Annotated in this window: 13 protein-coding genes; 7 read left to right on the forward strand and 6 right to left on the reverse strand. The window is 34.4% G+C overall.

Features of this window, described 5'->3' with window-relative positions; genetic code table 11:
- Positions 1 to 32: 32 nt before the first annotated feature.
- On the forward strand, positions 33 to 269 hold the full coding sequence (locus tag BKK50_RS08405) for a hypothetical protein (protein WP_077417165.1): 237 nt from the start codon (positions 33 to 35) through the stop codon (positions 267 to 269).
- Between the two features lie 27 nt (positions 270 to 296).
- Here the strand turns inward: BKK50_RS08405 and BKK50_RS08410 are convergent, their stop codons facing one another.
- Complete coding sequence (locus tag BKK50_RS08410; protein ID WP_077417167.1) at positions 297 to 1,178, reverse strand: phage integrase N-terminal domain-containing protein; 882 nt, start codon at positions 1,176 to 1,178, stop codon at positions 297 to 299.
- Between the two features lie 1,215 nt (positions 1,179 to 2,393).
- Between BKK50_RS08410 and BKK50_RS08415 the strand changes: the two genes are divergently transcribed.
- The 3 genes from BKK50_RS08415 (at position 2,394) to BKK50_RS12465 (ending at position 4,227) form a co-directional block, all read left to right on the forward strand.
- Positions 2,394 to 3,359, forward strand: a complete 966-nt coding sequence (locus BKK50_RS08415; protein ID WP_077417169.1) for a replication initiation protein — start codon at positions 2,394 to 2,396, stop codon at positions 3,357 to 3,359.
- Between the two features lie 75 nt (positions 3,360 to 3,434).
- Entirely contained in the window at positions 3,435 to 3,617 is a 183-nt protein-coding gene (locus BKK50_RS08420; protein ID WP_077417171.1) for a hypothetical protein, read from the forward strand.
- A 448-nt stretch (positions 3,618 to 4,065) separates the two neighbouring features.
- Complete coding sequence (locus tag BKK50_RS12465; RefSeq protein ID WP_158074660.1) at positions 4,066 to 4,227, forward strand: hypothetical protein; 162 nt, start codon at positions 4,066 to 4,068, stop codon at positions 4,225 to 4,227.
- A gap of 422 nt (positions 4,228 to 4,649) precedes the next feature.
- Here BKK50_RS12465 and BKK50_RS08425 read toward each other — a convergent pair whose 3' ends face one another.
- The 5 genes from BKK50_RS08425 to BKK50_RS08445 form a co-directional block, all read right to left on the reverse strand.
- Complete coding sequence (locus BKK50_RS08425; protein ID WP_077417173.1) at positions 4,650 to 5,147, reverse strand: hypothetical protein; 498 nt, start codon at positions 5,145 to 5,147, stop codon at positions 4,650 to 4,652.
- Positions 5,148 to 5,225: 78 nt separating this feature from the next.
- Positions 5,226 to 5,489: a hypothetical protein gene (locus tag BKK50_RS08430; protein WP_077417175.1), complete on the reverse strand. Its 264-nt coding sequence runs from the start codon at positions 5,487 to 5,489 to the stop codon at positions 5,226 to 5,228.
- A gap of 342 nt (positions 5,490 to 5,831) precedes the next feature.
- Positions 5,832 to 6,062 carry a hypothetical protein gene (locus tag BKK50_RS08435; protein WP_077417177.1) on the reverse strand — a complete coding sequence of 77 codons (231 nt, stop codon included), beginning with the start codon at positions 6,060 to 6,062 and terminating at the stop codon, positions 5,832 to 5,834.
- Entirely contained in the window at positions 6,049 to 6,696 is a 648-nt protein-coding gene (gene parA / locus BKK50_RS08440) for a ParA family partition ATPase (protein ID WP_077417179.1), read from the reverse strand. The genes BKK50_RS08435 and parA overlap by 14 nt, the downstream gene beginning before the upstream one ends.
- A gap of 242 nt (positions 6,697 to 6,938) precedes the next feature.
- A complete protein-coding gene (locus tag BKK50_RS08445; RefSeq protein ID WP_077417181.1) occupies positions 6,939 to 7,535 on the reverse strand; it encodes a recombinase family protein in 597 nt (198 codons plus the stop codon).
- A 298-nt stretch (positions 7,536 to 7,833) separates the two neighbouring features.
- Between BKK50_RS08445 and BKK50_RS08450 the strand changes: the two genes are divergently transcribed.
- The 3 genes from BKK50_RS08450 to BKK50_RS08460 all read left to right on the forward strand — a co-directional run.
- On the forward strand, positions 7,834 to 8,949 hold the full coding sequence (locus BKK50_RS08450) for a PAAR domain-containing protein (RefSeq protein ID WP_077417183.1): 1,116 nt from the start codon (positions 7,834 to 7,836) through the stop codon (positions 8,947 to 8,949).
- 8 nt (positions 8,950 to 8,957) lie between these two features.
- Positions 8,958 to 9,410, forward strand: a complete 453-nt coding sequence (locus tag BKK50_RS08455) for a hypothetical protein (RefSeq protein WP_077417185.1) — start codon at positions 8,958 to 8,960, stop codon at positions 9,408 to 9,410.
- Positions 9,411 to 9,446: 36 nt separating this feature from the next.
- On the forward strand, positions 9,447 to 9,756 hold a 310-nt coding region (locus tag BKK50_RS08460), incomplete at its 3' end, for a DUF6531 domain-containing protein (RefSeq protein ID WP_143529793.1).

Consider the following 9,756-nt stretch of genomic DNA (forward strand, 5'->3'; position numbering starts at 1 on the left):
TTGGAAGATCATTGACATATAGGTTATAAAATATGATAAAAGACATTTTAATACATCAAGATAACCACGGTTATCTAATTATATTAGATAATAATGTAACTATCGCCATTAATGATAAAGTAATTATCGGAGAGGGGGAACCAAAACCCCATATAAGAATAGAAACCGGACATCCAATGGGGGATGTTCTGTGTTATTACAGTCTCAGAGCTGTAATTTCCGAAGAACACTCTAAAGCGCTCAATAATATCGGCATACAAAAATTTTAAAATTCAAAAATAAACGGGCGATACCCGCTATCGCCCAAGATAAACAGCAGTAATTTCCTCTCGGTTATGCCCAAGCTCACTGCTGACTTGTAACCTCGCTTCTTGATTTGCTTGTTTTTCGCTTTCAGAGAGCCTTCTAGAGGTTTTCCCACCTTTCTTAGGAGAAAGTAAACCTGACAATTCCTCATAACGTTTCTGAGCATAGCGGTGGCGCAAACCGTGATTTTTAACCTCCCCCACTTTTGCCGTTTGGTATTCATAGGTACGCATTTGTTGTTCGTAAGTTTTATGACGAGGAATGAGTGATTGAGTATTATTTTCCCGACAAAATACGTGAATTTCATCGAGTAAACGACGTTGTTCAGGGGTTGTAATAGGAATCATTCGCTCACGTCCACCTTTGCACCAACTTCCTTTTAACACAATTTCAGTCTCCCGGTCAGCAAATTTAGGCTGAAATTTGATGGCCTCTTCCCGCCTTAACCCAAATGCTTGCTGAAGGCGAAGGGAATACCTTACAAAATCGTCCGTTAAGCGTTCTAAATTCGATTCTAAGAGGCTTTTTGCTTTATTACTATGGTTATCTACATATTTTCTATTTTCGATGTGATAGCTTGAATTAGAGCGTTCTACGATACGAGGATTTCCAATCCTTTCAGCTAACCACCTTAAATGGCTCATTCTATTTTTGATGGTGCCGGTTGAGATATTCGGATCGGATTTCCATTTTTCGACAAGGTAGCGAATATGTTTACCTTTAAGTTGCTTGACATCACGAATACCATACCCGGCATCAGACAGGCTTTGCATTGCCGCCTTTAAAGACTTTTGTCTTTCTGCGGCCGTGCCAAAAGAGCCGTCTTTATTATGCTTACATAAGACGGAAACAGAATAAACGAGATCACGCATTGCGTTTCTCCTAAATGGAATGTTAAGTGTTAGTGTGAAATCAAACAGAGCGTAGGTGTTTGATTAAACCAATAATGTTCAATGGATGTAGATATGTCATTTTTGTTGGGCAATTTCAGATACTTAAAGCCCTGTACCTCTGCTCGTGTTTATTGATGGAAAACCTTAGTAAAACCAAAATAACATTATCACATTGAAGTTCATTGATTATTGCTGAAGATACAGCGTAACAAGACAGGGCGTATCATATCTTGTGTAGTTTTTAATGTTACAAGCATTTCAAGTCATTTTTATTCTCCGTAATCATGAAAAAAGTCAAAGATTACGTTTTACCCAATGGGGCAAAATGTAATCCCCATCAGGGTGGACGATTCAAACAACTGTCGTCAGAATTGGCATTCCGACGTGTCCGCAGTCTTAAAAGGCTCTTCATCAAGTTGCCAGGCTTGAGCGATAACCGAACCCGAGGGACGAAGCATTTCAGGTTATTACAGCTTCTCCGTTCATTTTGATAGGCTGAACTGCAAGCCTTAAGGGCACCTAATTAACCGTAGGCTCGGTTTGGTTGCATAACGCAACAAAGGGCATCTAGATTACTTGCTAGACTCAAGTTTTAGTCATCTAACCGCAGTTAGAACGTTGCTCTTTCAAGACTTATGCAACTTTCAAAGTATCAAGCAAAGTGGTTATAGATACGAAGATCGCAGCTTTCAACTTGATTATTTTGCGCTTAAATCATAGTATTTTTTTCAATTTCATTCAATACAAATATTGATAGATCCTGTAATTAAAGCAAATTAATATTAAGAAATATAAAATCCGTCATTCCCCAAAAACGTTGTTTTTAGCGAATGACGGATTTTACGAATCAGGTTATTTATAACCCTAAAACCTCGATAAAGCCTTGTGAGACAAGGGTTTTAGCTAAAAATAAAAAGAAAAAAACAGGGCTAAAAGCCCAAAAAGAGCCGTTAGGCTCTATTTTTATTTTTTTATATTTTTATCTTGTTTTCGGCTAGATAAAAACTTTTGTTTACAATGAGTTAGCTCTCTAAACGACTAGAGATTTACTGTTAAATGACTAGAGATTTACTGTTAAACGACTAGAAATTTACTGTTAAATGACTAGAGATTTACTGTTTTAAACTAGATTGATATATTTTCTAGTTATTGTAATATGTTCAACCTAGTTTTATAGATTCCCTAGTTAATGTTATGGTAAATGATTTAACGGTAGTAAAGGCAAATAGCCTAATTGAAGCGAGCTATCGTCTGACCTTAGATGAAATGAGACTGTTAGCTTTGACTATTGGCACAATGGATCCAAAAAGTGAACAGCAAATTTTTGAATTTACGGTTGGTGATTTTGTGCATAAATTTCCAGAAGTTAGTATAGATAATGCCTATAAGCAAATTCAAATGGCAATTAAAAGAATTTATGATCGCAGTGTTAGAACTGAAGATAGTGAGCGTGTAACAGAATTTCGTTGGGTATCATCAAGAACGTATTTCAAAAAAGAGGGACGTTTTCGCATTGCAATGACTAACGAAGTAATGCCCTATCTAACTCAATTAAAAGGACAGTTTACCCAGTATCAATTAAATCATATTTCGGGCTTTTCTAGCGTTCATTCAATCCGCCTATATGAGTTATTAACACAGTATAAGCGGGTGGGAGAGAGATATATTTCACTGGAGGATTTAAAAAAATGGCTTCAGCTTGAAGAAAGATATGATCGCTATAACAATTTAAAACAATGGGTCTTAACACCAGCACTGACAGAAATTAATGATAAATCAGATTTGTTTATTGAATATGAACCGATTAAGCGAGGGCGTAAGATAATTGGCATTGAGTTTAATATTTCTTATGAAAAGCCGATCAAGAAACGTCCAAAATTCCCCCACAAAAATAATTATGGCAAATACGTCAAACTAGATACGCAGAATCCTAAAATGAGCTCACACGAATATGGAGTATACGCTCGTGATTGTCTAAACATCCTGGATGAACATTATTCTAGCATTGAAGATGTCACTACCGAAGACTTACGGAATTACTTGGTGTTTCTAGCTGTTAATGACAGTTTTAAATCTAAATTAGGAACAAAAAATACCTTTAGTGATGAGGTAAAGGTGCGTGGATTTAAGATAGTGGATTGTGAATTGGTAAAAATTTAGAAGTGAAAATAATAGATAAGTTTCCCAGGGTTAATAATATGCTACTAGCCTTATCGTGCTAAGAAGGTGATTTATGTGAAAGTATCAGAATACATTCTGATTGCAACGCTTCTTTTATTAGTATTAGCTGTTGCGACTAGCTTGAAAGCACTCGCAATGCTTGATTTTGATGTGAAAGGCAGACGAGGAATGGCTTATAATTTAAGAAAACAAGGGCTAAAATTAAAAAAATTGGCCGAACAGCTTGGGGCAGTTTGAACAATGCTCAATAGCTTGTGAGAAGATTTCAAAAAATAATTATAATTCATTGTTTTTTTATTGACTTTTTTAATAATGTGTGTTAAGCTTGAAAGCGTTTTTTGAAAAACGTGAGTTTTTACAAAAACTAATAAGATTTGCTCTAGCCGCTATTAGAGCTTTCAAGCTTAACACTAAATATTCTTTTCTTAGTTTTTCAAATTTAAAAATCTTCATCTTAATATTCCTTCTCATATCTATAAAAAATAGAGGTCTTCTATTGTCCCCAGAGGAATGGTTTTTTGACCTATCTATAAGTATAATTATATCATTATTAAGAAATAAAGTTAAGTAAAACAATGGGTTATTTACTTATGGCTATCCATTTCAGAAAGAATACATTATGAATGGCTTGCTTTTTATCAAATTTTAAATGATAAATTATCATTTAATTGTGTGGAGAATAATAATGGCTTATTCTGGAAAAAGACCTAAAGAACAAGCAAAGATCGCTGCCTATATCCTATATCATGAATTTGGAGCATCTCAAAAAATATTGCCATCGTATTCAATACAATCCAATCAGTTATTAGTAATTGGATCAAAGAAGCTGAATACCAAAGAAGAATAGGAGAACTAAACATCCTGGATGAACATTACTCTAGCATTGAAGATGTCACTACCGAAGATTTACGGAATTACTTGGTGTTTTTAGCTGTTAATGACAGTTTTAAATCTAAATTAGGAACAAAAAATACCTTTAGTGATGAGTTAAAGGTGGAAATAGAACCCCCCATTCTGTCGGTTAAATGCATAGTGAACCATTGACATAATAAGAAAAAAATTGTCTATACATTGATAGATTTTTCAAAAAAACAAAAAGCACCACTAAGGTGCTTTTTGTTTCTCTAAAAAGAGAATAAGGCGTTAGTCTTTGGTTATCCTGCTCACAGGCTAGGGGAGTGTTTCATCCGACCCGATACCCAACATTTCTGTTGTCCCAGTAATGTATCGGTGTGATTATAATATGCTATTTATATGCATATTTCAAGTTTATGATAACACAAACTCACCTCTTACCCTTTTACTTAAAATCCAAGCTAATTTGTAAGCTTTCCCATTTGGGAGCTGTCCATTATATGTTGTTTTATCATAAGCAGACACAACATAAATTTTCATAGTTTTTTGATTAATATCTATTGAGTTAACATAGAAGAAAATAGCAAAATAACCATCATCTAGATAATGATATTGCTCCGTTCCATTTGTTTTAAAAGGAATAACATAAGTTGAACGGTTTAATAATGCTTTTCGTATAACATCTGGCAATGCTAATGAATCATCATAACGTTGTTGAGACCAATATCTACTGCGCTCTCCTTCCCTGCGATAAAAAGGACCATTTTCCTTTTCATCTGTAAAGCAATGACAACCAAATTCTAAGGAAACCTTATAAACTTCACTATCTATTTCAACTTCTACTGTTTGGCAATTAAAATGAGTTAGTCCATAAAATTTTCCATTAACTAAAAAATGAGAATATAAATGCATAAAATTGGCTCATCAAATTAATCTTGATTGTCTGTAAAATCACAACTACAAGCAAATGTACTCATTTTGTTGTTTTTTTTATTTATAGCTATTTCTAGCCTTCTCCATTCCCGTCAAACCATGTGGAGATGAATTTCCATCCCCTAAAACTATTGATGTTTCAAATTTATCATCAGCCAAAGTTCTTGCAATTCTATCTCTCAAGTCAGATAAGTTACTGGAATCGGGTAATCTTCTTGAAAAAGAATACTCTGGAACTTCCGTCTTAGAGCCACCTCTAATAATAACTCTGACGCCTTCTTTTTCAAAAATTTGAGTTTCTAAGTCTGTTATACTAGGCATAATAACGTGTTTAAATTAAGGTTTATTTTTTATTAATTATGCCATTATTTTTAATGTAATTCAAGTGTTATTATTGTTTCTTTACGCCTTGTTTTATCAGTAAGCATCGTAAATTCAGTATATTTCATATGCTTTTCATCTTTGATTTTTTGAAAACTTATTGTTCCATTAACCTATTCTTGAGATAACCCTAAAACATCATTATTTATGATTATAATCAGGCCTTCAAGAAGATTATTATCTAATGCAAACTGTACCAACTTTTCACGTTAGATACGTTCTTCTTGAGAAGTCATAACTTACTCCTTATACATTTATATTATTATATAAATGTATTTTTATTTATATTAACCCTTTCTGTTCTAAATCAGAACGGATTAACTCATTAACATACTGCTTGAAGCTCATATCATTTTGCATTGCGTATTGTCTCGCTGCCTTATAGATCTCTGTATTCAAGTAAATAGATGTTTGTTGCTCATTAGAAGATAAATTCGATTTCAGTTCCGGCATTGCTTTTTTTTCAATACTTCCTAAGGATAATGATCCTTTTGTTAATTTAGGCTTGCTCATTTGGTACTCCTAGCATTATTAAAATTTCATCAGTAATTTGCGTAATTTCCTCTTTAGCCTCTTTGGACTGTCCTTCGAAAACAGTACGCCCATCACTTAATACCTCTGCATAGCTCACTCTAAGCCCTGTACTTTGTGAAAGCAGTGGTATATCAAAATTTTCATCAATGAACTGTACAACATCTTTTGTCAGATTAGTTTGCTTGTTTGTCTGACTAAGCACTAAACCAGCTTTCAATCTTTCATCAATCTGCATTCGAGTTTGTACAAGTTCGATACTGTCTTTACACGCCCATATATCGAACTGTGATGGCTTTAACGGTATTAAAATAAAGTTAGAAAGACGGATAGCGTCAGCCATACTTTTTTCTATTCTTGGTGCACCATCAATTACAACAAAATCTGCTAGTTTTTCAAGTTGCTTAATATCTTTTTCAGATATTCCTTTGTCGCAACCGTACACTGGAAAAAATTCATCAGATGCTAACGCATTCCACTCTCTAGCGGAAGCCTGCGGATCAGTATCAATCAAGACAACATTATACCCTTTCAATTGTAAACAACGGGCTATATTGATTGAAATGGTACTTTTTCCGCTACCTCCTTTTTGGCTAAGAACCGAGATAATTTTCATAGTAACCTCTCAAATTTTTTAATCAGATAGATACATTGCTACCTCTAAATAGAATAATACAACATATAAAAAAATAAAACTATAAAAATAGATTTATATAATTATTTGTTTATTTGTATACCTCGTTAATCAGCTCATATCTATAAATAACCTTTTCATAGGTATGCTCGCTACGCCCTACTTTTTCTCATCCAAAAACAATAGCAACACTCTCTCGTTTCCAATTTGTATGATAGTACAAATCACTTGAACAAGTGATTTTGGTTTTCTCTAATTTGTGTAATCCCTTTACTTTCTGCTCTTACCCTATAAACGGTTCTAGGCGTTACACCATATCGTTTAGCAATTACACTGGCACTGTCTCCTTTTCTTGTCTCTTTGGCTATTTTGGCTCTAATTTCAGGGGATAAAGGTTTTCTTCCACCTTTCACACCTTTATTTAATCTTCCTTCGGTTGTCCTACTTACAATGAAATTTCTTTCCATTTCAGCAAATAAGCCGAGTAATTGAATCATGGCGATGGATATAGGGTCATTGTCTTTTGTCGTATCGATAGGCTGTTCTAATGCTTTAAATCCAACATTTTTTTCTTTGAGCCGATCAAGTACCGTTAAAACTTGTTTTAGCGAACGCCCCAATCGGTCAAGTTTGGTGACGACAACGACATCACCCTCACGAACATAATTGAGTAATTCTTCTAATTTTTGTTTATTCGCTTCTTCTTTACCGGAATGTTTGCCTGAAAAAATCTTTTCGCAACCTGCTTTTTCTAATTTATCAAGTTGAAGGGTTAAATCCTGCTGAACACTGGAAACTCTCGCAAATCCAATTAATGCCATATTGACCTCACTGAAAGAACTTAAACTAAGTGTCAGTACATTACTACCAATGACAAAATATTTAAATGATTATTTTGTCACCCTGAACAGGGCTTGTTTAGATTATTGTCAGTCTCATTTAGATAAAATTCATACAGTGACATTTATTAGTCTTGTGGTAACATTCAGTCCATATATTCATTTTCATCTTTTCTCTCAAATGGATAGGCAAACTTCTATTCTCAATGAGGGTAATCCAAAAATAGTATTTGCAACAAGTTATCTTCATCTTTAAATCAACTTCATTGAGTGCCGGACTGTGAATAATTCGTCTCCAGATATCGTTGAACGTATTACACAACGAATTAACAATTTCCAACGATCAAAAGTCCAACTTGTCAGTGATACAGATTGTGTTGAGCCAGTGGCAAGGCAGACAGATATTATTCAGCACAAAAGTATCTGGGGCGCATTAGCTGGAGCCGTGGTTGGTACAATGGTAGCCTCTGCCCCTTATTTATTGTGTGGTTTACTCGGTCCAATAGGTATAGCAGCTAGACTAACCTATTCTGTTTATGGGCTTTTGTCTTTAAGTAGTGAGCCAAATTGGATAGATAAAGCCGCTGAAGAAGCACAAAAATTTATTGATGATTGCTTTGATTCGCCTGATGGCATAATTGAACAGGGCAACCCTTCTGTTTTAGTCAATGGTAAGCCTATTGCCACAACTCTCATTCCCAATTCAGTAGCTTGTAATAACCATGCTTCACAGATGATAGCAGAGGGAAGTGAAACGGTATTTGTTGGGGGAAAAAATGTGGCAAGAAAAGGAGATAAAACGACTTGTGGAGCGGTAATAAAATCAGGTTCGCCCAATGTGTTTTTTGGTTCAAGCAAAGCACAAGTAGCAGAAATTGCAGAAGAATTCTCACCGGTACAGCAAGCGCTTATCGTAGCCGTTGAAATGGGATTCCCTCCATCTAGGAGAGGCATAAAAAATGGATTGGGAAAGATTAGGTTGGGGATTGATGATTTTAGTAAAGAGATTAAAAAGACTATTGTTAAATCTAAAAATACTAAAGTGAAAGGTGGAGCATATAAAGATTTAGATTTTGACAATTCTCCTCATCCAACACTAAAAAATACAACTGTAGAACAAAAGCATCATATGCCAAGTCAAGCTGCTGGTAATAAAGGAACTAATGGCGGTGCATTAACAATGGAAACAAATGATCATAAACAAACAGCCTCTTTTGATAATATTGCTGGCTCTAAAAATTATAGGAATAAACAAAAAGATTTAATTGAAAATGGAAAGTTTCAAGAAGCTTTTCAAATGGATGTTGATGATATTAAGAGAAAGTTTGGAAACAAATATGATGACGGTATAGAGCAATTAACACAATGGTATAAAAAACAGGGTAAAATAAAATAGGAGAATATATGTTTATAATAACCCCTTTCATAAATGTTGGCGATTTATATTTTGGAATGGATAGAGATTTCATAAATAAAAATATATTAAATGGTGTAAAATTTACTTCCAGCGAAAATGAAAATGTTTATACATCAGAAAAATCTACTAATGACTTTTTTGAAAGTGGTATTGCGTTAGGATATATGAATAAAGATTTTAAACTAAAATATATTCTTTTTACTGGTTGCTCTGTCTATTTTAATAGTAGAGATTTATCTGATATGAGTTACTCGGATTGCTTAAAATATATATCACAATTCGATAGGAATATTGAAGAAGAGGAATATGTAGGATTTACAAGCTACGAATTAGGAATTGCTATTTATGCTCCAAATGCTACGGAGGATCCTTATACAAGGATTGAGTGTATTACAGTTGCAGAAAAAGGATACTTTGAAACTGAGAATGAGAAAATATAATACAAGCGGTCAAATTCTTCATCCATTTTGCAAAATATGAGATTTCGTAAAATCGCTCAAATCATCGCATACACCGGGGTATATTTCACACTGCGAAATAAGCCTCCTTTTTCCTGCATTTTTCCTCAAAATAGTGGCATCCACCGCTTTAACCCAGCTAAAGATAAAATCACCAAAGGCGACCCCATCGATGTTTTTTCCGGTCAAGTGGTTGAACAACGAACAGATTTCATCCTCGGTCAAACTATTCCACTTGCTTTCACCCGAACTTGGGTGAGAAGTAAAGAAACCGACTTTGCCGATGGGCTTTGTGGGCGTTATTGGGCAGATAATTTTTCTGAATATG

Source organism: Rodentibacter rarus (assembly GCF_001998965.1).
Classification (GTDB): Bacteria; Pseudomonadota; Gammaproteobacteria; order Enterobacterales; family Pasteurellaceae; genus Rodentibacter; species Rodentibacter rarus.